Annotated in this window: 17 protein-coding genes; 4 read left to right on the top strand and 13 right to left on the bottom strand. The window is 55.8% G+C overall.

What is annotated here, in order from left to right:
- Positions 1-15: 15 nt before the first annotated feature.
- Positions 16-699 (bottom strand): ABC transporter ATP-binding protein, encoded by a 684-nt coding sequence (locus tag M2305_RS12755; RefSeq protein ID WP_215766974.1) that lies wholly within the window; start codon positions 697-699, stop codon positions 16-18.
- A 14-nt stretch (positions 700-713) separates the two neighbouring features.
- Positions 714-2,033: an efflux RND transporter periplasmic adaptor subunit gene (locus M2305_RS12750; protein ID WP_264649547.1), complete on the bottom strand. Its 1,320-nt coding sequence runs from the start codon at positions 2,031-2,033 to the stop codon at positions 714-716.
- A 199-nt stretch (positions 2,034-2,232) separates the two neighbouring features.
- Between M2305_RS12750 and M2305_RS12745 the strand changes: the two genes are divergently transcribed.
- Both M2305_RS12745 and M2305_RS12740 read left to right on the top strand, forming a co-directional pair.
- On the top strand, positions 2,233-3,402 hold the full coding sequence (locus tag M2305_RS12745) for a sigma-54-dependent transcriptional regulator (protein WP_264649546.1): 1,170 nt from the start codon (positions 2,233-2,235) through the stop codon (positions 3,400-3,402).
- Complete coding sequence (locus M2305_RS12740; RefSeq protein ID WP_264649545.1) at positions 3,403-4,623, top strand: sensor histidine kinase; 1,221 nt, start codon at positions 3,403-3,405, stop codon at positions 4,621-4,623.
- A 65-nt stretch (positions 4,624-4,688) separates the two neighbouring features.
- On the opposite strand, the gene M2305_RS12735 is transcribed toward M2305_RS12740, so the two are convergent.
- The 11 genes from M2305_RS12735 to M2305_RS12685 all read right to left on the bottom strand — a co-directional run bounded on the left by M2305_RS12735 (position 4,689) and on the right by M2305_RS12685 (position 19,703).
- On the bottom strand, positions 4,689-5,582 hold the full coding sequence (locus M2305_RS12735) for a TauD/TfdA dioxygenase family protein (protein WP_264649544.1): 894 nt from the start codon (positions 5,580-5,582) through the stop codon (positions 4,689-4,691).
- Positions 5,579-6,874 carry an MFS transporter gene (locus M2305_RS12730; protein WP_264649543.1) on the bottom strand — a complete coding sequence of 432 codons (1,296 nt, stop codon included), beginning with the start codon at positions 6,872-6,874 and terminating at the stop codon, positions 5,579-5,581. The genes M2305_RS12735 and M2305_RS12730 overlap by 4 nt, the downstream gene beginning before the upstream one ends.
- A gap of 1 nt (position 6,875) precedes the next feature.
- Positions 6,876-9,326 (bottom strand): TonB-dependent receptor, encoded by a 2,451-nt coding sequence (locus tag M2305_RS12725; RefSeq protein ID WP_264649542.1) that lies wholly within the window; start codon positions 9,324-9,326, stop codon positions 6,876-6,878.
- 52 nt (positions 9,327-9,378) lie between these two features.
- Positions 9,379-10,746, bottom strand: coding sequence for an LLM class flavin-dependent oxidoreductase (locus tag M2305_RS12720; RefSeq protein WP_264649541.1), 1,368 nt, complete (start codon positions 10,744-10,746; stop codon positions 9,379-9,381).
- Positions 10,746-11,975, bottom strand: a complete 1,230-nt coding sequence (locus tag M2305_RS12715) for an acyl-CoA dehydrogenase family protein (RefSeq protein WP_264649540.1) — start codon at positions 11,973-11,975, stop codon at positions 10,746-10,748. The genes M2305_RS12720 and M2305_RS12715 overlap by 1 nt, the downstream gene beginning before the upstream one ends.
- Before the next feature lie 749 nt (positions 11,976-12,724).
- Entirely contained in the window at positions 12,725-14,278 is a 1,554-nt protein-coding gene (locus tag M2305_RS12710) for a cryptochrome/photolyase family protein (RefSeq protein ID WP_264649539.1), read from the bottom strand.
- Positions 14,275-14,766, bottom strand: a complete 492-nt coding sequence (locus M2305_RS12705) for a hypothetical protein (RefSeq protein WP_264649538.1) — start codon at positions 14,764-14,766, stop codon at positions 14,275-14,277. Before M2305_RS12705 ends, M2305_RS12710 begins: the two co-directional genes overlap by 4 nt.
- The gene (locus M2305_RS12700) at positions 14,763-15,230 is read right to left on the bottom strand and encodes a hypothetical protein (RefSeq protein WP_264649537.1); all 468 of its coding nucleotides are present in this window, start codon (positions 15,228-15,230) and stop codon (positions 14,763-14,765) included. Before M2305_RS12700 ends, M2305_RS12705 begins: the two co-directional genes overlap by 4 nt.
- Before the next feature lie 168 nt (positions 15,231-15,398).
- Complete coding sequence (locus M2305_RS12695; protein ID WP_264649536.1) at positions 15,399-16,829, bottom strand: sugar porter family MFS transporter; 1,431 nt, start codon at positions 16,827-16,829, stop codon at positions 15,399-15,401.
- A gap of 259 nt (positions 16,830-17,088) precedes the next feature.
- Positions 17,089-18,684: a cisplatin damage response ATP-dependent DNA ligase gene (locus M2305_RS12690; RefSeq protein WP_264649535.1), complete on the bottom strand. Its 1,596-nt coding sequence runs from the start codon at positions 18,682-18,684 to the stop codon at positions 17,089-17,091.
- A complete protein-coding gene (locus M2305_RS12685; RefSeq protein ID WP_264649534.1) occupies positions 18,681-19,703 on the bottom strand; it encodes a ligase-associated DNA damage response exonuclease in 1,023 nt (340 codons plus the stop codon). The genes M2305_RS12690 and M2305_RS12685 overlap by 4 nt, the downstream gene beginning before the upstream one ends.
- Before the next feature lie 70 nt (positions 19,704-19,773).
- Between M2305_RS12685 and M2305_RS12680 the strand changes: the two genes are divergently transcribed.
- Together M2305_RS12680 and pdeM are read left to right on the top strand one after the other, a co-directional pair.
- Positions 19,774-22,191, top strand: a complete 2,418-nt coding sequence (locus M2305_RS12680) for a ligase-associated DNA damage response DEXH box helicase (protein WP_264649533.1) — start codon at positions 19,774-19,776, stop codon at positions 22,189-22,191.
- Complete coding sequence (gene pdeM, locus M2305_RS12675) at positions 22,188-22,853, top strand: ligase-associated DNA damage response endonuclease PdeM (protein ID WP_264649532.1); 666 nt, start codon at positions 22,188-22,190, stop codon at positions 22,851-22,853. Before M2305_RS12680 ends, pdeM begins: the two co-directional genes overlap by 4 nt.
- The last annotated feature ends 72 nt before the right edge of the window (positions 22,854-22,925 follow it).

Here is a 22,925-nt window from a genome sequence, read left to right as displayed (position 1 = left end):
GACGCTTACTCCACCTCAGATAGCGTTGCGGACGGAGACCACGACCTGACCATCGAGCATGTCGATGCGGCGGCGCGCGAGGTCGGCGTGGCTGGGGGAGTGTGTGACCATGATAATGGTTGCGCCTTCGTCATTGAGGCGCTGGAGGATATCCATCACCTGTGCGCCGTTATCGGTGTCCAGGTTACCGGTTGGCTCGTCGGCGAGGATCAGACTGGGCTGGCCTACGATGGCGCGCGCAATGGCCGCGCGCTGCTGCTGGCCGCCTGAGAGTTGAGAAGGATAATGCCGTGCACGGTGCGCGATGCCGACATGGTCCATCGCATGCGCAACGCGCTCCCTGCGCTCGCTTTTGGGCATCTCACGGTAGATGAGGGCCAGTTCGATGTTTTCTTCGATCGTCAACTCATCGATCAGGTTAAAACTCTGGAAGACATATCCCAGATGTTCCCGGCGGAATTTGGCAAGCTCCGCTTCGTTCATTGCGGTCAGTTCCTGTGTGCCGAAGCGATAGGAGCCACCGGTCGGCCGGTCGATCGTGCCGAGGATGTTAAGCAGGGTGGATTTGCCGCAGCCTGAAGGCCCCATGATTGCGACGAATTCGCCGGTCTCGATCTGAAGGTCGATGTCCTGCAGGGCCGTGGTTTCCACCTCATCGGAACGGTAGAGGCGCTGGATATGAGAGAGTTCGATCAGCATGGTGTTCGGCCCTGTCAGTGGATCGAAAGATGGTTGAAATTCTTGTAGGCATTGTAGGAGGAGACGATCACCCGATCTCCATCATGCAACCCGCCGGTAATTTCGACCTGCTCGGGATTGCGACGCCCGGAAGTAATTGAAACCCGGTCAGCGCTGTGATCTCCGGATGCCATGACAAAGGCCGAAGAGCCGCCACTCGCCTCCAGCCATGCGCCATTTGGCAGGACGAGAGCACGATGAGTTTCACCAAGCGTGATGCGCAGATCGACGCTTTCTCCGCGCCTTAACCCTGCTGGCGGAGGAAGGTCGAACGTGAGTTCCGCGCGAAACTGGCCGTTCGTAACCTGTGGATGCACGCGGGATACGGTCATGGGCAGTTTTGTGTCGCCAAGATCAGCCTCGGCCCGTTCGCCGATTGCGACGCGACCTAGATAGAATTCATCAATGTCCGCATCGAGACGATACTGTCCCTCGCTATCGATCTGGCCGATCTTATCTCCAGCTTTCAATGACTGCCCCGGCTGAAGGTCAAAATTGGTCAGTCGGCCGTCTAACGGCGCACGAAGGACGAGTGCATTGAGGCTGGTCTCCACGACGTCCAGATTGGACCGCAGCCGCTGGGCTTCTTCGTCGATCTCGTTTCCCTGCCGATCCGCGACCTTCAGATCCAGTGTCAGTGCATTTTCAAGGCGTTTTAGGCGCTGGGCGTAATAGTCAGCCTCGTCACGATAGGACTGAACGTTCGCGTCAGATTCAAAGCCTTGTCCGTGAAGTTGCTGGCGGATGGAAAGCTCGCGCTGGGCCTTGAGGAGATTATATCTGGCCTCGGCAAGCTGCGTTTCTTCGCTTGTGCGGGTCTGTTGCAGGGTCAGGCGCTGGGCGCTGACTGCACCGAGCTGGCTTGCGATCTGCGCTTCTCTGGATGTGACGTCCAACTGGAGCTGAGGATTGGTCAGATGTGCCAGAACGTCCCCCTTTTTCACGAGGGCACCATCCTTTGCCACGACTTCAGAAACCTCTCCGCCTTGTATGGCGTCGATAAAAGTGACGTTGAGCGGAGCAACGGTGGCGCGAACTGGAAGATAATCGAGAAATGGTGCGGACTGTATGGTCGCGACTGTCAGTTGGTCCTGAGATACCGAAAGCGTTCCAGACGCGGGTACGAGACGCCATCCAGTCCAGAGAAGACCGATGACTACAACGGGAGCGCCATAACGCAGGGCCTTCCGGAGCACGACCTTACGCCGCGAAGGAGGGACCACCCGATCCATAACTGCGCCTGATGCCGGGCGCATCGTAGTGTTCGACGACGCTTTGGAAACGGGTTGATCCATGCACTGTTTCTCCTGTTGGCAAACAGTGTATCATGGAGATTATCGAATTTATCTTATTGATAAATAAGGGAGAAATTAAGGTGTCTATCTAGGTTATGTCCGCTTTCGAACGTGGTGTCCGGAACCGGACACCTTTGAAAGGCCTGTCAAGATCGAAATGAATGATTTCTGCAACGAATCGGGAGAAGGAAAGTCCTTAGTGCCCCGTCTTCTCTTCGTCGATGATGATCGCGATGTGCAGATTGCTGCGAGGCTATTGTTTCGCCGAAATGGGATCGAGATGCTTTCCGCGTATGGAGCGGAAGAGGCTCTGACACAGCTTGCATCTTTCCCTGTGGACCTTGTGCTGCTGGATCTCAATTACAGGAAGGGCGAAAGTAGCGGCGCAGAGGGGCTGGCCTTACTCAAAGATATCTTGGTTCTCCGTCAGGATCTGCCTGTGATCGTCGTAACCGGCCATAGCGGCGTAACGATTGCGGTTGCAGCGATGCGAGCAGGCGCTGCTGATTTCGTTATGAAGCCCTGGAATAATGAGCGCCTTCTTGCGCTGGTTGGCACAACTCTGAAGAGGCGTCGGGCCGATCAGGCGGCTGAAACCGATCCTGTTATGATCGTGGCATCGGAAAAACTGCGCCGTATTGTCACTGAAGCCGACCGCTTGGCCATTACTCGTGCTCCACTGGTCATTACGGGGCCCTCCGGGGTTGGTAAGATGCTTCTTGCACGGCGCATTCATGCGCTTTCTCAGGAGAGCAATCCTGCAGTGACGATCCGCGCGGAAGATTGCGAGGGACTGCCAGAAGAAGGCGGAACGTGGATCTTTCGCAACTTTGAAGCGCTGTCTGCACCCATGCAACGACATCTGGCAGACAGGCTGGATGAGCCCACGCCCCCACGGGTCGTTGCCCTTTCATCTGTGGATCATACTGGTTTGGAGGCTGCTCTTGACCAGCGACTGATGCTGCATCTTGGGATGATAATACTGCCGCTGTCGCCTCTTCACGAGCGACCGGAGGATATCCTTGCCCTGAGCGGACATTTTTTACGCTATTTCTCAGTTCGACACGGACTGATGGAGCCAGCGATAGATGAAGAGCGGCGTCAGTTGCTCTGTGGAGAAGCATGGCCGCAAAACGTGCGGAGCCTTCGTGCAACCGTTGAGCGGGCGGTCCTCACGGGCACATGGAGCTGGACATCATCTAACGGGCAGGACGCGGCTTCAAAAAGCACTCCTACACTACGCGATACAGAGCGGTCCTTGATCGAGGCAACTCTTCGCAAACACGGATTCAATGTCACACAAGCGGCGCGGGAGCTGGGCCTGACACGACCGGCGCTCTACCGCCGGATGGCAAGGTATGGGCTTTAAATGCGGGTTGCGATTGAAACGCTTCTGCTGCTTTCCGGCATCGTAGCGGCCTGTCTGATCACGGCTCCGGCGTGGCAGCACGGATTTTACGCAACGGCTGTTCTGCTATCGTGCCTGGGATTGTTTTGTGCTGGCTCTGTCGTAGATGCACAGATCCGTATGGCACGACGCCTGAAACGACATGAACCTTCCGTCGTGCGATCTGTGGACCGGGAAAAACTGCGCAATCGGGCGCTGCTGGACCATGCTCCGGTTCCGCTGCTGATCCAGTATATTGATGGCACCCTGCATGCTGCCAATCGCGCGGCACGGCGTCTGTTCATGACGGAAGGTGTCCTCCGCGATCCACCACCACCACTTGTCATGGCATTAGAAAATGACGCGACGGGGCCAGAGAAACGTTTGATCCGACTGGCGTCCAGCGGAGGCTCATCCCGGGTCTACGCGTTATCAGTGGGGAAGGGTGGGGGCGCCGGAGGCATCGTGGCGTATCTGGCACTGACAGACGTTGAAGCCGGACTGAACGCTGCTGAAGCACAGGCACTTCGTGATCTGTTGCAGATTTTGAGTCATGAAATCATGAATTCCCTCACACCCATCGTTTCTCTGTCGGCGACGGCAGAGGATCTGTTTGCCGAACAATGCAGTTTGAAGAGAGAGCGTGATGAGACAGACGATCTGATCATCGAGGCACTTGGGACAATCCGTCGCCGTACTGAAGGGTTAGATCGTTTTGTTCGTGGTTACCGTGATCTTGCCCGCCTGCCAGAGCCAGATCTGAAATTAACGGACCTTGGTGCATTGGTTCAGGAGATTGCCCGAATTTTTACTGCGCGATGGAAGGAATGCGTGGCGCTGGATGTCGTCGTACCGTCCGGTCGTATCATGGTTTGGCTTGATGCCGTGCAGATGGAGCAGGCGCTGTTAAACCTTCTGAACAATGGCGCGGAGGCTGCTCTCACACAGCCTGATCCTCATGTGCAACTGGCTGTCGAAGCTGTGAATGACACGATTGCTATCCGTGTTCGCGATAATGGACCGGGTATAGATATGGATCTACGGGACCAAATCTTCGAGCCGTTTGTATCCTTCAAATCTGGGGGAAACGGAATCGGATTGCCTCTCGCGCGCCAAATTATCAGAGGTCACGGTGGTAGACTGGCATTAGGGATCACGGACGAGAAATCACATTGGAAAACAACGTTTGATGTACAGTTATAATATCTTCTACCCATATTCCCGGGATACATCGCGCTAGCGGTTTCGGCTTACGAAATTATAGAGTATCAGTGATCCAGATCCTGACCATTATCGGGACCTTTGAGCAGCCGGCTCTTTTTCCCAGTGATGCTGAGTGGGATATCGCCACGCACGGTGATACGACGCAGGAGCCGGGGATGAGTATCGAAATCGGCTGTAGCATAGTGCTGGGTGGCGCGGTTGTCCCAGATGGCAACGTCACCCGGTTTCCAGTTCCAGCGAACGGTGTTGTCAATCTGCGTGATGTAAGACTGGAAGATCTCCAGCAGCCGGTTGGCATGCTGCGTGGGGATGCCGCGAATTTCCTTGAAGAAATGGCCCAGGATAAGGGTGCGCTCACCGGTCTCAGGATGAACGCGTACGACTGGGTGCTCTGTCTCGTAAAGGCGTGAAATGAAACGAGCGCGGAAGTCCGCAATTTCCTCGTGGCGCGTGTCGTATTTGTAGAAATTGGTGTCGTAGTCGTTGCCATGAACGGCCCAAAGTGTGTCGGCAAGCTGCTGCAGAGGCGCAGGGAGGTCGTCATAGGCCGTTGCTGTGTTGGCCCAGAGTGTGCTGCCACCGTAGGGCGGGATCGTGATAGCGCGCAGGATCGAGGCCTTGGGATAAGCCGGCACGAAAGTGACGTCTGTGTGCCAGGAATCCGTGGAACGCCCGTTGCGGGAGTTCAGTTCGAACGTATAGGGCGTTCCTGCGGCTGCGGGGATTGTCGGGTGAAGGATTGGATCTCCGAAGACACGACTGAACGTTTCATGCTGGGCATCATCAAGGAACTGGTCGCGCAGGAAGATCACTTTATGGCGCAGCAGAGCATCATGGATGAATGCTTTGTGTTCTTCAGGCAGAAGTTCGCGGGCGTTAATCCCATGGACGATGGCGCCGATACGGGATGTGACCTTTTCGATCGTAAGCTGTGTCATGAGGGAACTCCTTCGGATTGGGGGAGTGCCTGACTACTGGTGCGGTCAGGTCGCGTGAGAGACGGAAGCGTAATGAAAAAGGTCAGGATTGCGCTTGCCAGGAACAGTGCGGCGTAGATGAGAATAATTCCCTGCGTGCCGACAGCGCCTTCAAAAAGGTAAACAATGAAAGGCCCGATCCAGACGCTACTCCCTGCACCAAGGTTCAGCAGGGACATGGCGATACCTTTGTGATCCGGCAGAAGAGACGGTGTCAGAGCCGAAAGCGGGACATATCCGGCAAGCGTCATGCCAAAAACTGCGGCAGAGCCATAAACCGCGAGCAGGCTACTGTGGGCGTACAGCAGCGGGACCCAATACAGACCAACGCAACTCACGGCGCTCCCAATACCGCCAAACCAGATGATGGTCTGCCGCCATGAAATATAGTCGCTGGCGAAACCGATCAGCAGGTTAAAGACGATGTTGCTGGCGAAGATGATTTCGAGAAAGCGGATCCATACATCCTGGGACAAGCCCAGACGACCCGTGAAAAAGAACGGCATGAAGACGATCAGGCCATGCGTAGCGCTGGAATTGACCGCCCGCACGATGCACGCCAGACCGACGCCTGGATTGTGCCGGATCTGACGAACCGTTTCACGCAGGGTAGGACCGATGTCTTTCAGGCTGCCTTTCTCTGCACGTGGCGTAGTGGGCAGCGGCAGGACGGCAAGGAGGCCACCCGCTCCCACGCCGAGAAGGGCGATCCAGAGTGTAATGTACTGGCCGTAAACGGGGAGCAGGAGTTGCGCCACGATAGAACCGACCGTGGGCAAGCCGCAGGTAAAGCAGAACCAGAACAGACCGACAGCACGACCCAACCGGTCCTGACGGATCGTGGTGACGAGCAGGGTCAGCAGCCCATAAGAAAACAGCGGATATCCTGCTCCTCGCAACCCATAGGTCAGGAGTAGCAAGGCTGAAGAATGAGCCGGAATAGCAACGCCAAGAAACAGAAGTTGCGGCACGATCCAGAATAACAGACCAGCCGTCATGACGGCACGACTACCAAAGATGTCGCACAGCAAGCCTGAGAACCAGGCCGCCAGAGCAGCAAAGAGTCCGTAGGCTGTGAAGAGAAGGGCTACGAAGTGCTCCGTCTGGCCCGTCTGTACCAGAAACGGCGACAGATAGCCGACCTCGACGCCATCTCCGATCATGAAGACCAGAAGGCCAGCATACTGGAGGGTAAAGCTCCGGGGCAGGCGGCTGGCTGGCAGAAGCGGAGCGGCAGGAAACGTCGTCTGCATGTCAGAAATCCGCATGAACAGCGCCGAAATACTGGCGTGGCGCACCGAGGACAACAGACTGGTAATCACCCGCCATAGGGTAACCGTTCTGCCCCATGGTGGAGATGTATTTTACGTTCGTCAGGTTATAGACGTTCAGGTCTACCGAGAGGTGCTGGAGAAAGCCCGTGTGAGACAAGCGGTGCAACTGTTTGCTCAGGTCGTAACGTGCACCGAAATTAGTCAGCCAGTAGGACGGGACCTTCGTGTCGCCAGTGTAGCTAAGATTCCGCTTGCCGACATACTGGGCCTCGATATGCGCCTGAAGATCATGCCAGGTGTAAGACAGGTCAGCGTGATACATGAGACGCGGATAGGCCACGACCTGCTGGCCGCGGATATTGTAAGTCACCCGCGATCCGTTGACGGTCTGAGTAATGTTGTTGTCATAGACGGCGTGGTTGTAGCTGATGCTGTTGGTCAGGCTCAGCCCCTTAACGGGTGTGAGCGTGACGGCACCATCCACACCGGTCATCGTCACACCACCGACGTTCTGGATGGTGGTGTACGGCTGGGTTGTTGGACCGGTGGAGATGCGCTGCAGCCGGTTGGAAAAGATCGTGTGATAGCCGTAGAGCGAACCGCTGACGAGGCGGCCGGTATAACGATAGCCTCCTGCAAAATTCCAGTCCGTTTCGGGGCGCAGCGTACTTTTGGAGGCCTGATAGGCGGCCTGTGAGGTCGAGAACGGCGACGAACCGCTGTTGTAGCCCGAGACGGGATAAACCTTCACGTTCTCCGCGATATCGAAATAGAGCTGATGGCCGGGAGCGAAGCGCCATTCCCCACTGAAATGCGGCAGGAAAGGCTTGCTGGACGTGAGGGAGTCTCCACCAGCGATAGCGGTCGTGCGGGTGTAAGTTTCCCAGTTGGCGAGCGCGCCGACGCGGGTCGTGTTCAGGACGGATCGGAAACCAGCATGGAGCGCGATGGTGCTGGTAACGTGATAGGTATCCTGGAAATAAGCGACAAACGTGTTGGTATTAAAGACCTGTCGGTAGCCATTCTGGAAAGGGTTCTTGAGGTTGTCGAGCCCGTTGACGGGTGTTGCGGTCCCGTCGAGGACGTCCTGCAGCAGCGGCTGCTGGTAAAGTGGCTTACTAATGTCGAAATGGGTATTTTCATACCAAAGACCTGCATTCAGCACGTTATGCGCGATGCGATAGGACAGGGACGTCGTAAAGCCGAAACGGTTCGTATCGGGCTGGGTAACCTGATCGATCAGAGGCGCTCCGTTAGGAGACGAGATCAAAGGGCTTGCGACTGAACCGCGCTGATAGGAGCGATGCCCATAGACCGTACTCTGCCAGCGCAAGCGATCAGTCAGGGCAAGGTCGGCCGATACACCCCCAACATAGGAATGCTGCATCTGGGCGCCCTCGTAATAAGACGCGGTGTAAGGGCTCTTGAGGTTGGCATAGGCTGCAGGAACCTGCCCTCCCGGAAGCCCACGTTGGGCCAGAGCGAGACGATATGCCTTTTCATAGCCGCCGGGCTGCCCGATGAAGTTATCGATCGCGTAGCCACCATTATTGAACATATCCAGGCTGTAGTCCTGATAGTTCTGCATCTGCATATCGGTGTAGTCGAAGTAGGCTGTAATGCGGCTGTCCTGGCCGATAGGGTGCAAAACCTTGGCGTTGACCTGCTGCATGAACTGGTCCTGCCCACCACGCCATTTGGTGGTGTCGTTGCGGGCATAAGAGACATAGAAGCGCGTTCCCTGACGGTTCAGATCGCCGCTTTCGAGACGCACAAACGTCCGGTAGGTCGCATTACTCCCGAAGGTCTGGTTCACACTGCCCCCACGTTTGTGAGACGGATCGCGTGAAATAAACTGCACCGTACCGCCCAGATTGGACGTACTGGCCACGCTCTCCGAACCGGTAGACGCCGAAACATCCATACGCTCAATGTTTTCAGACGAAATAGCGGAGGTCGGGCTCAGGCCGTTAACGTTGCTGAATTGCTGGTCTCCAAGCGGAATCCCATCCAGCGTCATGCCGATCTGGCTCTGATCAAAGCCGTGCATCAGGAAGGAGTTCTGCCAGGTGTTCACGCCCTGCGGATCACCGGAATTGAATAGAACGCCAGGTAGTCGGGTGAGGGCCTTGAGCGGATTGGTCCCAGCAGCATATTCGCGAATGGTAACAGCAGAAACGGGATTGGACACCCAGTTAGCCTGCCGGTGGCCTTCCACCCCAATGCTCTCGGTCGCTTTGGCGCTGATGGCGCGGGATGCAGCCGATTTGTGAGCAGGCAGTGCAGGCGTGCCGTGCCGCGGATTTGTGCCCACCTTGGTGGCCGGAGAAGCAGTATCAGCGAAAGCGTAGGTATTAACCGAGAGGGTCAGCAGGGCAATCAGAGAAACGGAGCCACTGGCGCTACGGCTGGAAAATGAAAATGCGGGCATGGAGATACACTCACAAGATACAGGAAACGGGAATTTTCAGGTCTTGGGAGGGTCAACAGCGCCAGGCCGGGTGGTCGGGAGCTGGATGTGCGGACGTATTCTGCGGGAAAAGCCTTTCACGCAGGGTTTTGCCGTCCTTGGGCTTGATACGGCCACGACGCTTCAGTTCCGGCAGGACGAGGCGGATGAAGTCGTTGTAGCTGTCCGGATTAACGAGCTGGATTAGATTGAGGCCATCGGTCTCGGATTCCTCGAGCCACTGCTCAATCTGATCCGCGACGGTTTCACCTGTACCGACAAAAGTTTTGGCACGGCCAAAGCCTTCTGCCGGGCTTGTGGCTTCTGCAATAGTCCATGAACGACCACTGATGGCAGGGTCAAACTGTTCAAGGACAGACTGGCTGGCTTCCGTCGGACGATAGGTCAGGACCTCGTCTGTCTGGTTCTTCGAGAAGTCCACACCCGTCATTGAGGAGTAGTGGATGAGCGATCCGGTGGCATCGTAGAAGGCTTTGTATTCCGCAAATTTGCGAATAGCGTCTTCTTCAGTCTCCCCGACTACGACTGCTGCGGCGCAAATGAAGCGTAGGCTGTCTGGATCGCGACCTTCGCGAGCAGCGTCCTCACGAATACGCCGGACATTCTTTCGTGTCCCTTCTGCGCCGGCACCAACGACGAAAATGACTTCCGCATGTCGCGCCGCGAATGCGCCACCCCGGGCTGAAGCGCCTGCCTGAAGCAGAACGGGAACCCGTTGCGCGCTGGGCTCGGCAGTATGGCCGTCCGGAACGCGGTAATACTGGCCTTCATGCCGTATAGGGTGAACTTTTGCCGGATCGGTGTAGATCCACTCACCTGAAGCCGTTTGGCCTCGGATGACAGCATCGTCTTCCCAAGATTTCAGCCACAACTTGTAAACGACGCTCATGAACTCGTCCGCCCGGTCGTAGCGTTCGTCATGGGGTATCTGCTGGTCTAATCCAAGATTGCGAGCCGCACTTTCCTGCTGCGACGTCACAATGTTCCAGCCCAGACGGCCCTTTGTCAGATGGTCGAGCGTCGTCAGCTTGCGGGCGAGTAGATAGGGGTGCTCATACGTCGTGGACAGCGTGATGCCAAAACCAAGCGTCGTCGTCGCGGCGGCCATGGCGGACACCAGCAGAAGCGGATCGATCAGCGGGGACTGGATACCGTGCTTCAGGGCAGCGTCTGGACTACCGCCGTAAACATCAATCTGGCCGAGGGCATCCGCGATAAACAGGACATCGAACCCAGCGTCATCGAGTGTGCGTGCAAGCTCAGTCCAGTAGCCGATGTCCTTGTAACGATGTGTCTGATCAGCGGGATGGCGCCACAGGCCGTAATTCAGGTGCGAGACCGTGGCCATCGTAAAGCCGTTGAGGATGATGTGCTGTCCCATTACGCCACCCCCACGCGCCACTGAGCGGGGGGCAGGGTTCCATTGACAGCGTAGTCCCCAACGACGCGCGTGCGATAGACACGGGGGTTGTGATTACCCAGCGTGCGAACGTTGCGCCAATGTCGATCCAATCCGACGACGCGCAAGGTTGCACCACCGCTTAGCGCGTCGAACAAAGCCGTCGTGGCTTCCAGCACCAGCGGCAAAATCCGATCCTGTACCTGCCAGACTTCGAGTTCAGCACGCGCAACCGTAAGTTCGATTTCCGAGGCAGGACTATCCGCAACGGCCTGAATGGCGCGGGCAGCGCGTTCGACAGCTGCACCGGCGATATAGGCGCCACTGAAGACATGACCGACAACTTCGAGGATCTGCGGATCTTCTGCGGGAAGGTCTGCATTCCCATGGCTGAAGGTGCGTTTACGGCGCCGTACGGCATCCGCGACGTCCGTTGCAGCGGAGCGGGCAATCCCGGCAACAGTAGCCAGATGATAGAGCTGGAAGAATGCCTGGGAATACGGGAAGGCCGTGTTGCCGTAACGCAGATCGGCGTCTTCTGTGTGGACGTTGCGGAAATGTGCCGTGCCGCTGGCGGTCAGGCGTTGCCCAACACCGTCCCAGTCATCCACAATTTCCAGGCCGGGATCATTGCGGGCAGCCAGTGTTTTGACGGTCTGGCCATCTTCCGTGGTGCCGGTAACAGTCAGCCAGTCGGCATAGAGAGAACCGGTCGTGAAGAACTTCGAGCCGTTAATGACCCAATGGCCATCTCTCTGGGATAGGGTCGTGCTGAAAAGATCACGCTTGGACGCCGGGCCTTCAGCGGCTGCGGCCCCTGCGGTCTGCCCGGCTCCAAGCCGGTCGAGCCATTTCGTACGATAGGGGCCATCGGGTTCGAACAGGAGATGCTCAACGAAGCCGAAATGGGCTCGGAGCGCCTGTGCAACGTTTGAATCCGCTTTGGCCAACGCTGTAATAAGAGAAAACAGATCCTCAAGACTGGCACCGAGGCCACCATGCGCTACGGGAACGCGAAGCGCCGTGAAACCACTCTCCTTGAGAAGGCGTATCTGCTCGAAAGGAAGTTCGCGGTTCAGTTCGGCCTGAAGAGCCTGCTTCCGAATTTTTTCGAAAACGGCAGAAAACCGCTCGTGAAGCGGGGTATTTTCACGCGCATCCCGTCCCCAGAGAAGGGAGAGATTAGGAAGAGGAGCGGATATGTAGGTCATGGTGTCTACCTGTGGCGTGCGGTCCGAACAAAGGAAGTGAGAGCAGGGGGGAGCCCGGCATCATCGGAGGACAGGAACTGGCAAACACTACAGACATAAAACCATACCATTTCGTTATTATTGAATATCAAATAAATTGTGTAGTGATTCTTTTGTTATGTCAAATTCATAGTTATTAAATATTTTAACTATTTTTTGTAGTTTATATGGTGTGTGGATGATTGAAAAATCTGTTGTGTGAAAGGAATCTTTGGCTCGCGTAAATCGCCTGGCGATCAACTCGACGCTCATTGCCGGATCGTAGATTTTGAGGCGTTCCATCGAGCCCCCACGCAGTTCCGACTTGCCTTCATACGCTTTCCAGTGTGGGGCAGGCAGGCCATCTGCTTGAGGTAACTACTATCTCGCTGTTTCGCAGACGTCATACCATCTTGCGAGAGCAGGTTATCTTCCCATCTTACGCAAAGTCCTGATCGCCAGTGGCGTCACTAAACCAACTAGACACGATAACGGAACGATAACCCTAACGGACCTTGCCAGTGTAAGAAGTCGCATATCTCAACTGGTTAGAAACTCAGGCTGATCCATAATGTAAGGCAAAAAGATGCCGCCGCTAGCGATGACGTGAGACCGAGAAGAAGTCCATAACACACCCTCAAATATCTACGCTGACACGGCATATCTTTCAAAGCCAACGCATTGTCTCAAACGTGCATCATGACCCTCTTGATGCCAAACACCGCCAGGGATTATTCGCGCGCCCACCCCGACGAAGCCGGTGTCAGGGTCTCAAGGAAGGCGGAAGCACTGGCTCTGTACCCTTGGCGCTTGTCTTCGGTAAAACGGTGCCAGGTGGCGTACATATTCTTCATCCGCATGTTCTTGGAGAACCGCGTTTCATGACGTGCCAGAAAGTCCCAGTATAGCGCATTGAACGGGCACGCTTTCACGCCTGTTTTCTGTTTCACATCAAAATGGCATTTACCGCAGTAATCGGACATGCGGTTAATATATGCTCCTGACCCGACATAGGGCTTGGACGCAATTTTCCCTCCATCGGCAAACTGGCTCATACCGATGACATTGGGTAGTTCAACCCATTCAAACGCATCAAAATAGACCACCAGAAACCAGTCTGAGATTTCTTGCGGATTGATACCAGCCAGCAACGCAAAATTACCCAGCACCATCAGACGCTGGATATGATGTGCATATGCTTCTCTATTGGTCTGGTCGATACTCTGGGCGAGGCAATTCATCTCTGTTTTGCCTGTCCAGAAAAAATCAGGCAAAGGCCTCTCCGCAGCAAGGGCATTGCGGGACGCAAACTGCGGCATGTCCCGCCAGTACATGCCACGCATGTATTCTCGCCAACCAATAATCTGGCGGATAAAACCTTCGACGGAATTAATCGGCGCGTCGCCATTCTCATAGGCCGTGGCTGCCGCCTCGCAGACTTCAAGCGGGGTTAACAGACCTGTGTTGATACAGAGCGAGAGGCTGCTGTGATAGAGATAGTCCTGCCCGGTCATCATCGCGTCCTGGAAGCGGCCGAAATCGGGGAGGGAAATATCAATGAACGCCTCAAGCGCCTTTAAGGCCTGCTGTCGCGTTACAGGAAGGGTGAAAGGCTCAAGATCTCCGAAATGATCTCCAAAGCGCGCCTTCACAAGATTCAGAACCTTTTTTGTAATGGCGTCCGGTTCAAATCGTTCCGGTGAGGGATAGTTTAGACCTGCGGGAGGTTTTTCGCGATTATCATGGTCGAAGTTCCATTGACCGCCCACCGGTGTGTCATCAGGGTTCATCAGCAGACCGGTTTTCTGCCGCATATCACGATAGAAGTATTCCATTCGCAGGGTTTTGCGGCCTTTTTCCCATCGCTTAAAGTCTTCAAGTGAGCAGATAAACCGATCGTCTTCGAGAACATCACAAGGAATGCCGATTTTGTCAGACCAAGTCTTTTGCGCCTGAAAAACACGGTATTCGGCACCTGAAACTGCACGGATCGATGTGGCTCTATATTTACGCGCAGCACGCCCGACCTCGTCAGTAAAGCTCTGTGTATTCTCCGGATCGTCGAGCGTGACGTAGTCAACGAACCAGCCGTCCGCACGTAACTCCTCTGCGAAGTGACGCATGGCGGAGAAGATGAAAGCAATCTTTTTCTTATGGTGCCGGACGTAAGTCGCTTCGTCCCAGACCTCCATGAGTAGGACAACCGCTTTGCTACGATCTACATTTTGTAGGCTGGCAAGAGACGGCGAGAGTTGGTCTCCCAGAACGGGGATCAGCATCATCATGCTTCGGTCCTGAATACGGTTTGTGCCTTGGAGCCGAGAAGTGTGATCAGGGCCGTGGCAACCAAAAGCTGAAGGGGTCTAAGGCGCAGGAAAAACTGCGGGAGCCGATCTTCCTGAGCTAGAAATGTATCTCCGGCAAGGGTCAACAGCATTCCCGCAGGAGCAATCCGCCACGCTTTACGGGCAGGAAGAAGCGCAAGGCTGAGCCCTCCAAAATGCATACCGAGGAAAATCATCGGGTCAGAAAGACGAGGGCCTTCTGGCGCATAGAAGCTTGCACCGCGATGGACGCCAGCGAAAAAGCAGAACAGACCCGCCACCCAGATCTGCGCTATTCTTAGAATGGGTGCCTGAACGGATTTTGGGGCGATACGTATCGCTATCAGAAAAATCCCAAGCATCAGGATGGCTGACCACCCCAAGAGAGCGCCTTCCAGCGGCGTGTGGGCAGCTTCAGCCTCTTTGCCCGTGTAAATCCTTGGCGTCATGCGTGGCGGCTTTTCAGATTTTTGGACGAGGGCGATTGCCAGATTGCACCCCAAGTCATGCCGACGACCATTGAGAAGTAGATTGTCGCCATATCAGCTCGTGAAAAAACAAGTTCCCATCCTGGGGTGAAGCGCTTTGGTGTGGCCTTGTAATCTATCAGACAGGATACCGGGCCGAGGAGGGCGGTGATGATCACCGCACGCATGGCGGTTGGTTTTTGGCCTAACGCTTTATCGTAAAGCCAGCTCCAGAAAAAAACTGCTGCTGCGTTGGTCGCTACTCCCACCAAAGAATGGCGAACATCCAAGTGTTCAACCTTCGCCGCCTGCTCGCCATGCAACCAGTGCGCCGTGCAGTTGACCCCCGGTCCATAAGAACCTGTTCTAATCCGGCTCAGGACCAGTACAGCGCCAGAAGACGCGACTGCGCCTCCGAGAGCTATATTCCAGATACGTTTGCTCATCGTTTAGCCGTCTCCCAGTAACGCCTGGGGCAATGCAAAACCTCCCAGTATCTCGCTAACGCCACACACTAAGGAGGGTTGTGCGGGACGAGGTGAATAAGCCCACCTAGCCCGTGCTAATCGTTTGGCAAATATTCGCGCAATTAGATGTCGCTCTATCCTCCGGCACTACTCTGCAAAAGCTGCGGAATCGCCCGATTTTTCCTGATCCTCCGCAGAAAAATGATCCTGAAGATGTGCTTCAAGCTTCTCTAGTGACAGACCTTTTGTTTCGGGAAGGAAACGCGCCACGAAGCAGAAGGACAATACGTTGATCGTGGCGAAGACGAAAAACGTGCCGGGTCCGATCGCGTGCAGGATAATAGGGAAGAGAAAGGCAACTGTAGCGTTAAAGATCCACTGACATGAGACCGAAAGGCCCGTCAGGACACCCCGAGCCCGCATAGGGAACAGTTCGGACATCAGCAGCCAATATAAGGGAGAGACCATCATCTGAATGAACAGCAGGGCCAGAAGGATAAAGCCGAGCGCCGCATAGCTTTCAATCGCCGATCCTTTAAGGAACAGTAAGGTCGCTCCAAGCCCCAGATGAGCCAGCACCACGCCACACAGACCGCCTAGCAGCGTGACCCGTCTGGGAAACCGTCCGATCATCCAGATTCCGGCAAATGTCGCTCCGACTGCGACAAGACCATCCCCGATTGTTGCAATTAGAGCCGCTTCAGTTCCCAGCCCCGTCTGACGCAGGATGATCGGTGTGAAGTACATGAACGCGTTCACCCCCGTAAACTGAGCCGCAAACCCGAGGCCGACGCCTAGCATCAGCAGACGCCGGATCCAGACTTCCCGGAATGCCTGACGCCAGCCGATCTGTTCGGCGTCATCGTCAACGGCTGTATAGATCGCCCGCATCTCGTGCTGAACCTGACGATTGGTGGAGCGGATGAGTTCCAGCACACGTCGTGCTTCGTCCGTGCGCCCCTGGCTGGCCAGCCAGCGAGGAGAACGTGGAACAAAAAATAGTCCTACGCCGAGAAGCACGGCAGGCACTGCGGCAATCATCAGCATGGTGCGCCAGATCGACGGAGAGTTAGAAAAATGCGCCAGCCCTGCATTCAGCGTGTAGGCGACAAGCTGTCCCGTCACAATCATCATCTCATTCTGACTGACAAGTCGCCCCCGACGCCCCGAAGGTGCCATTTCCGAAATGAACATCGGGACGAGCGCAGAGGCCCCGCCGACTGCGAAACCGAGGACAGCCCGCATGGCAATCATCACCGCAACAGAGGGCGCCTGCGCCGTACCGATCGCCCCAACGACGAATACCGCAGACAGAGCCATCAGGCTGTCTCGTCGTCCGAACCGATCCGCCAGCATTCCACAGATCAGCGAGCCAAAAGCCGCGCCCAAGACTAGCGCGGACGTTACTAATCCTTCCGTCAGGGGCGTAAGACCCAGACCACCCTTCGCGATTGGAAGCTGCATGAATGGCAGCGCTCCGGCAATGACACCCGTGTCATACCCAAAGGCCAATGCTCCCATCGTGACAACTACCACGATCTTCGTGATCAGCCTGTCTGCCTCACTGCGTTTCTTCATCCCTCTTGCGGCAATCTTTCGACTGCTTTCCCTAAAAACAATGCACCCAAATGCGCACCGGGTTTAATAACCTGAGCGTTAAACATCCGAGTTCCGCTATAGGTTCCGCTGCTGCGAAGGATAGTTTTCGGCATCCTGCTGAAATAGTGGAATATCACGGGTGCAGGAGAGAAAAAGAGTAGCAAAAAACCGATCTCTCATCGGTATAGAAATCGGTTTATCAAATAATTCGAAAATTTAAAAAACCTGAGGCTGTTTTCTACAGGAAAGCCCGGATGAAGTTTTCTAGGTTATCGGCTTCCTCAGCGGGCTTGTCTCGGCGAATACGCGCAACACGCGGGAAACGAAGCGCTACGCCGCTCTTATGACGTTTGGAATACTGAGCGGCATCGAAGGCAATCTCGAGAACGAGACCATGAGCCACCTCCCGAACCGGGCCAAACCGTTTGGTCGTGTGATCTCGGATCCACTTGTCCAGAAATTTCAGTTCTTCATCCGTGAAACCTGAGTAAGCTTTACCAATCGGAACAAGTTCACGCTCTCCGTCCACGGTGCGCCATAAGCCAAACGTGTAGTCGGAATAGAAGCTGCTGCGTTTGCCATGCCCGCGTTGTGCATACATGACAACGGCATCGACCGTGAGGGGCTCATGTTTCCATTTCCACCATGGACCCCGTGGGCGACCCGGAACATACGGACTGTCTGCCTTTTTCAGCATCAATCCTTCAATGCCCTCGCTGCGTGCATTCTCGCGAAGCTTGGCCAGGTCGTCGAAGTTCTGGAACGCAATGAGCTCTGACAGGGCCATTTTTTGTGGCTTCAGCCGCGCGAACCAGCTTTCCAGCCGCTGCCTTCTGATGTCGAAGGGCAGGGAGCGCAGGTCTTTTCCATCTTCAAACAGGATATCATACAGCCGGATACCTGCTGGCATGTCCCGGAGCATGGAGGCTGTTGGGGATTTACGGTTCAGCCGCTGCTGAAGATCGGCAAAGGGGGCGACAATACCCTCTTGGACGACCAGAAGTTCACCATCCAGAACGACCCTGCTGCCCAGATCCTGCATCGCGGCCAGCACGTCCGGGAAGGCCTTTCCAATATCTTCTGCCGTACGGGTGTAGACACGCTCTCCTTGAGGCGTGGAAACAAGCTGAACCCGGATACCGTCCCATTTCCATTCTGCGCGCCAGTCGGCCGGATCGAATGCTGTCAGGTCAACGTTTTCCAAGGGCTGGGCCAGCATAGGCGGCCGGAAAACCGGAGCGTCCTTTGCATCGGGTTTCGGCCCTTTTCCTTCTACCCATGCGAAGAGGGGCCCATAGGGCGCTTCAAGTCCGTGCCAGACTTCCTCAATGTCATCCGGAGCCACAGACGCTAACTCTGCAAGAGCCGTTTTCGCCAGCCGGGTTGACGCACCAACGCGCAGCGATCCAGTAATGAGCTTGAGGAGGGCGTACCGGGAGGAGGCATCGCATACGTCCAGCCATCCCCTTACAACATCCGGGACATCTGTTTTTGGAAGACGCTCGAGCGTGTGAACAACTTCTGCCAGACTGGGTGCCTCTGGCGTGTCGTGATCACCGGTTTCCGGCCGCCAGATCAGTGCGACTGTTTCCGCAAGATCTCCGACATAATCATAGGACCAGGTAAAGAGTTCTGGATCGATGCGCTCCATGGCCAGAGCCCGGAGCATGGCAGGTTTAGCCGCCGCGAAGGAGAGGCTTCCTGCCATCGCAGCCAGCGCGTATCCCCGGTCAGGATCGGGCGCCATCGAAAAATACTCTTTGAGAAGTGCAAGCTTCATATTTCGTGAAGGGGTAAAGGCCAGGCGCTCCAGCAGCGTCGCAAATTCGATCATGCCGCCACTTCCTGTTCCGCCTGTTCGTCCTCTTCCTCGTAGCCCAGAAGCCGAAGCGCGCGGCCGCGGATCTGCATCTTGCCCAACGCATAAATCAGGGCATCCTCGCGCCCATGCGTGACCCAGATTTCCTTTGCCCCGGTTGCCTGACACGTCTCCAGCAGAGCATCCCAGTCGGCATGGTCGCTGATCACGACAGGGAGTTCGACCCCACGCGCTTTCGCTCTCTGGCGAACATGCATCCAGCCTGATGCCAGACAGACAACAGGGTCTGGAAGCCGACGTGCCCAACGGTCTGCAATGGCCGATGGAGGCGCGAGGACAATGCCCCCGCGCATCTCACTTTTCTTTGCAGCCGTTGCAGAACGCAGTTCCCCCAATGGGATACCAAACCCTTCGTAGAGATTGCACATTGGCAGAAGAGCACCATGAAGCCAAAGGGGGTCATGGTAGCCACCCTCCCGAAGCAGAGCGATCAGACGCTGGCATTTTCCAAGGGCATAGCAGCCAACAACATGCGTGCGCTCTGGAAACAGGCGCACGTCATGCAGCAGTTTGGCAATCTCATGGGCGGGATCGGGTAAGCGAAAGACTGGCAGCCCAAATGTGGCTTCAGTTACGAAAAGATCACAGGGCACAACCTCAAACGCAACGCATGTAGGATCTGGGGCACGTTTGTAATCCCCACTGACGACGGCGCGCTGCCCACGATACTCCATGACAACCTGTGCACTTCCCAGAACGTGCCCGGCAGGAGCCAGCCAGACCTGCACGCCCCCAATGGAAATGACTTCTCCATAACCGAGCGCCTGCTGAGCTTGACCGGCGCGGCCTTCACCCATTCTCAGGCGCATGATCGCCAGAGTTTCGGGCGTCCCCGTGACAAGCTCGTGGCCAGGTCGGGCATGATCGGAATGACCATGGGTAATAACGGCGTGGGCCACTGGCTGGAGGGGGTCGATATAGAATGCGCCAGGTACACAGAAGAGCCCTTCCGGTTTCAACTCAAGCCACTCCACCCAGTCTTCTCCGCCAGTCGTGCAAGAACAGGGAAAGAACCCGCGAAACGCGTGTGCGTTCCTTGCACTAATGAGCAAACATCCCCCCGAACCTTTTCAGGACTGGTTTTCCCAACAGGGTTGGTCTCCCCGGTCTCATCAGCTCGCGATGATTCAGGCTGCGGAGGATGGGGTGTCTGCGCTTCTCATCGCGCCGACGGGCGGCGGGAAGACATTGTCAGGCTTTTTGCCCAGCCTCATCGAATTGGCAGAGGGTTCATATGCGGGATTGCACACCCTCTATGTCAGTCCTCTGAAGGCTCTTTCGACCAATATTGCAGAAAGTCTGTCTCGCCCCATCGTGGACATGGATCTTCCAGTTCGGGTCGAGGTGCGCAGTGGAGATACGTCCGGAGCACGCCGGAAGCGACAACAGAAGAACCCACCGCATATCCTCCTGACAACGCCGGAAAGTCTGACCCTGCTGCTGTCATACCCCGACGCTGCAGCATATTTTTCTACGCTTAGAGTTCTGATCATCGACGAGGTCCATGCGCTTGCGGGTACGAAACGGGGAGACCAGCTCGCTCTCTGCGCCAGCCGTTTGAGGGTGTTTTCGCCATCGCTCCGGATCAATGGCTTATCCGCAACCGTAGCGCACCTTTCCGCCATAGCGGCCTGGGTTTCCCCGACGGGCAAAGCTTCTGGCGTCCGTCTTGTCAAAGCGGAAGACGGGGTGCGGCCGGACGTTCATGTGCTTTTGCCTGACGAGCGGGGGTATCTTCCCTGGGCAGGCCGCATGGGGTTGGGAAGCGCCACTGCGATCCTGACGGAAATTGCCCATGCACGCCTGACCATCGTGTTCGTCAACAGCCGGGCGCAGGCAGAACTGCTGTTCCAGGCTTTGTGGAAAGACAATGCGGACAATCTGCCCATCGGGCTTCATCATGGCAGTCTGGACGCAGTGCGTCGGGCAAAAGTGGAAGACGCCATGGCTCAAGGCGCTTTGCGGGCTGTCGTGGCCACCTCTTCTCTAGATCTCGGGCTGGACTGGGGGGCAGTGGATCAGATCATTCAGGTGGGGGCGCCGAAGCAGATCTCCCGCCTGACACAGCGGATCGGCCGAGCCAATCATCGGATGGACGAGCCATCTCGCGCGCTTCTTGCTCCGGCCAACCGGTTTGAAGTTCTGGAATGTGAAGCAGCCAGAGAGGCGGTTCTGCAGCATGAACTCGACGGTGATCCGCCGCGCGCCGGGGCCCTCGATGTTCTCGCCCAGCACGTGCTGGTCACAGCCTGTGCAGGACCGTTTTTCCCAGACGTTCTGTATGAAGAAATTCGTCAGACTGCGCCCTATAGCCAGATCTCACGTACAGATTTCGATGAGGTCGTTCGATTTGTAGAAGACGGTGGCTATGCCTTACAGGCCTATGAACGCCACCAACGTCTTTTCCGAGACTCACTGGGGCAATTGTGGGTTAAAAATGAGCAGATCATCCGACAGTTTCGAATGAATATCGGCACCATCGTCGATACTTCGATGTTACGCGTCAAATCCCGACGGGGAAAAGCCTATGGAGAGATCGACGAGTATTTCGCTTCAACGCTCGTTCCGGGCGATACCTTTTTGCTAGGCGGGGAGCTGCTGGAGTTTCTAGGACTGCACGATACGACCGTTCAGGCAGCCCGTGGCCGAGGGAAAGACCCGCGAGTGCCCGTTTATGGGGGCAATCAGCTTTCCATTTCCCCCGGTCTGGCCAGACATGTTCGTGAGATGCTGCATACCCCAGCTTCCTGGAGCGTGCTTCCAAACTCGGTGCAGGATTGGCTCGCCCTTCAAGCCAAACGCTCACGTTTGCCCGGACCGGAAAATTTTCTGATCGAGACCTTTCCTCACCGAGGGGGGCATTACGTTGTGGCGTATCCTTTCGAGGGGCGAAATGCGCATCAGACACTGGGTCTTCTCTTAACGAAAAAGCTGGAGGAAACCGGGAAAGGTCCTCTAGGCTTTGTGGCCAACGACTATATGGTCGCGTGCTGGTGCGTTCACCCAACGGGCTCTATGACGGACCTATTCACCCGAGATCTGCTTGGAGGCAATCTATCGGAATGGCTGGCAGAGAGCGCCATGCTCCGTCGCACCTTCCGGGACGTTGCCATTATCGCCGGGCTGATCGAACGCAATTATCCGGGGCGCGAGAAAAATCGACGTCAAATGACAGTCAGCAGCGACCTCCTTTATGACGTGCTTCGAAAATACGACCCTGACCATATTCTCCTGCGTGCAACCCGAATTCAGGCAGACGAGGGTCTTACGGACCTAGGGCGCCTGTCACAGATGCTGGATCGTCTTCACGGGCATATCGAGCATGTCAGTCTCTCCCATGTCTCGCCGCTCGCAGTCCCCGTGCTTCTTGAGCAGGGACGCGAAAAGATCCGGGGCGGGGAAGGAGAAGACTATCTTCTGGCTGAGGCCGACAAGCTCTATGAACTGGCAGAAACACCTTGAACTTTCGGGAGATTTTTCTGGCAGGTGAACAGATATACCTTCTCCCTGGAGGGGCTGTTTTCCTGCCCGCAACGCAGACGCTCGTCGTGGCGGACCTCCATCTTGGAAAAGGAACGTCTGCCCGTTCGCGCGGATTACTGCTTCCGCCAGGAGATACGATTTCAACGCTTCAAAAGATCTTACAGCTTGTTGAGGCTTATTCCCCTCAGGTTCTAGTCGCGCTTGGGGACAGCTTTCATGATTGTAAGGTTGATGAGCGTCTTCTTGATGAGGAACGAGCACTCATTGAGATTATAACCCGAAAAGCAGGTACTTTATGGATTACAGGTAACCACGATGAGATCCCGATTTCTGGAATCGGGGGCGAATGGCTTGAAGATTATCAGTTGGGCAATCTCATTCTACGGCATATCCCTTCCGAGACAATCCCTTCCGGCAAAGCCGAACTGGCAGGTCACCTTCACCCCAAGATCAAAATACGGCTCAGGGGGCATGTCATGAGCCGTGCGTGTTTCATGGCGGGGGAAGAACGCCTTATTCTTCCAGCACTCGGATCATATACCGGCGGACTGGACGTCTCCCATCAGGCTTACGAAGGACTATTTCCTCAAGGATATGCCGCTTATGTCTGGGGCACTAATCAAATCAATCGCGTTGCCTAGCTACGGAACTGATACGACTGCAACGAGGCAGACGGTTGCGATCAAAATCCAGGCAAAGCACGACTTAAATCC

The sequence above is a fragment of the Gluconobacter cerinus genome (genome assembly GCF_025961355.1).
GTDB classification, from domain to species: Bacteria; Pseudomonadota; Alphaproteobacteria; order Acetobacterales; family Acetobacteraceae; genus Gluconobacter; species Gluconobacter cerinus.
Note: the sequence above shows the minus strand (reverse complement) of the source record. Positions and strands in the feature narration are given on the sequence as shown.

Excerpts from the sequence above, each read along its gene's own strand:
- M2305_RS12700 (WP_264649537.1), bottom strand. The coding sequence starts at position 15,230 with ATGAGCAAACGTATCTGGAATATAGCTCTCGGAGGCGCAGTCGCGTCT.
- M2305_RS12750 (WP_264649547.1), bottom strand. The coding sequence starts at position 2,033 with ATGGATCAACCCGTTTCCAAAGCGTCGTCGAACACTACGATGCGCCCG.
- M2305_RS12680 (WP_264649533.1), top strand. The coding sequence starts at position 19,774 with ATGAGCAAACATCCCCCCGAACCTTTTCAGGACTGGTTTTCCCAACAG.
- M2305_RS12725 (WP_264649542.1), bottom strand. The coding sequence starts at position 9,326 with ATGCCCGCATTTTCATTTTCCAGCCGTAGCGCCAGTGGCTCCGTTTCT.
- M2305_RS12705 (WP_264649538.1), bottom strand. The coding sequence starts at position 14,766 with ATGACGCCAAGGATTTACACGGGCAAAGAGGCTGAAGCTGCCCACACG.
- M2305_RS12755 (WP_215766974.1), bottom strand. The coding sequence starts at position 699 with ATGCTGATCGAACTCTCTCATATCCAGCGCCTCTACCGTTCCGATGAG.
- M2305_RS12730 (WP_264649543.1), bottom strand. The coding sequence starts at position 6,874 with ATGCAGACGACGTTTCCTGCCGCTCCGCTTCTGCCAGCCAGCCGCCTG.
- M2305_RS12720 (WP_264649541.1), bottom strand. The coding sequence starts at position 10,746 with ATGGGACAGCACATCATCCTCAACGGCTTTACGATGGCCACGGTCTCG.
- M2305_RS12715 (WP_264649540.1), bottom strand. The coding sequence starts at position 11,975 with ATGACCTACATATCCGCTCCTCTTCCTAATCTCTCCCTTCTCTGGGGA.
- M2305_RS12710 (WP_264649539.1), bottom strand. The coding sequence starts at position 14,278 with ATGATGATGCTGATCCCCGTTCTGGGAGACCAACTCTCGCCGTCTCTT.
- M2305_RS12690 (WP_264649535.1), bottom strand. The coding sequence starts at position 18,684 with ATGATCGAATTTGCGACGCTGCTGGAGCGCCTGGCCTTTACCCCTTCA.
- M2305_RS12695 (WP_264649536.1), bottom strand. The coding sequence starts at position 16,829 with ATGAAGAAACGCAGTGAGGCAGACAGGCTGATCACGAAGATCGTGGTA.
- M2305_RS12740 (WP_264649545.1), top strand. The coding sequence starts at position 3,403 with ATGCGGGTTGCGATTGAAACGCTTCTGCTGCTTTCCGGCATCGTAGCG.
- M2305_RS12735 (WP_264649544.1), bottom strand. The coding sequence starts at position 5,582 with ATGACACAGCTTACGATCGAAAAGGTCACATCCCGTATCGGCGCCATC.